This window comes from Pseudomonas sp. SDT291_1_S447, from assembly GCF_054070155.1.
The window spans coordinates 1-1,340 of record NZ_JBSVXS010000260.1; the positions used below are offsets into that span (position 1 = coordinate 1).

The following is a 1,340-nucleotide window of genomic DNA, read 5'->3' on the forward strand; positions in this document are numbered from 1 at the left end:
GCCGTGACAGAGGTTGAGCGTTACTTTCTTTTCATCGGCCCCGCCGCCAAAAACGTCGGCCAGGTCATCCCGCTGAACACCGACAGCGATCTGGACGCCGCCCTGGGCATCCCGGCGAGCGATCTGAAAACCCAAATCACCGCCGCACGTTTGAACGGTGGCCAGCGCTGGGCCTGCATGGCGGCCCCGATCGGCCCCGAAGGCGACTGGGCCACCGCTCTGGAGAAAACCCAGCAACAAGGGGTGTCGGTGGAAGCGGTCATCGTCACCAAGCCTGTCACCAAGGGTGACGAACTATCGGCCATGAATGACGCGGCCGTCGCCCTGAACAACACCTACGGCCGTCGTGTTTTCTTTCTGGCAAGCACCGCCGGCATCGCCGTCGACCAGACCTGGGCACAGTACCTGAGCGAGCAAAAAGCGTTGGTAGCGGGTCTGGCCGCGCCGCGCGTTTCACCGGTGCCTCAACTGCACGGTAATGACTTGGGCGTGCTGGCTGGCCGCTTGGCCAATTCGGCAGTCAGCATCGCTGATAGTCCGATGCGCGTGGCGACCGGCCCTGTGTTGGGACTTGGCGACGTGCCTATCGATATGGAGCTGATCCCGCTGCCGTCCGCTGTGCGCAGTGAACTGGATCGGGCGCGGTTCTCCGTCACTCAGACCTACCCAGACTATCCAGGCGTGTACTGGGGTGACTGCAACATGCTGGACACCCCGGGCAGTGACTTTCAGGTCGTGGAATACCTGCGCATCACCGATAAGGCCGCTCGCCTGATTCGCCCGCTGCTGATCCGCCGTGTAGCCGATCGCCGCTTGAACAGCACCCCCAACAGCATGGCGGTGAACACCAACCAACTGATGGCGCCTCTGCGTGCCATGGCCAAGTCCATCAAGTTCAACGGCGAGGTGTTCCCCGGTGACATCGAGCCGCCGAAAGACGGTGACCTGGTGCTGGAATGGCTCAGCAAAACCAAGGTTGCGGCCTACATCAAGCTCAAACCCCTCAACTGCCCGAAAGACCTCACGGCGAACATCGCTCTGGATCTTTCCACTGACAAAACGGAGTAACGCCCCATGGCAAAAATTGGCGGCAAGAACTTCGACGTGAGCCTGGGCGATCTGTCGCTGCACGTCGAGAGCTGCACCTTGGACATCACCGACAACTCGGCTGTGGCCCAAACCCGGGGCGTGCCTGACGGCTACGTGGAGGGTGACGTGGCCGCTGCCGGCGAACTGGAACTGGACAGCTCCAACTTTCAGTTGCTGATCGATGCGGCGCGATCGGCGGGCAGCTTCCGCAAGCTCAAGCCGTTTGACGCAGTGTTCTTCGCCAAGGCCGG

2 protein-coding genes are annotated in these 1,340 nt (G+C 61.9%); both read left to right on the forward strand.

What is annotated here, in order from left to right; translation table 11 throughout:
* The coding region (locus ACW9IR_RS29365) for a DUF2586 domain-containing protein (protein ID WP_457466102.1) at positions 1–1,068 on the forward strand (1,068 nt) is incomplete at its 5' end.
* A gap of 6 nt (positions 1,069–1,074) precedes the next feature.
* The coding region (locus tag ACW9IR_RS29370; RefSeq protein ID WP_457466104.1) for a phage protein at positions 1,075–1,340 on the forward strand (266 nt) is incomplete at its 3' end.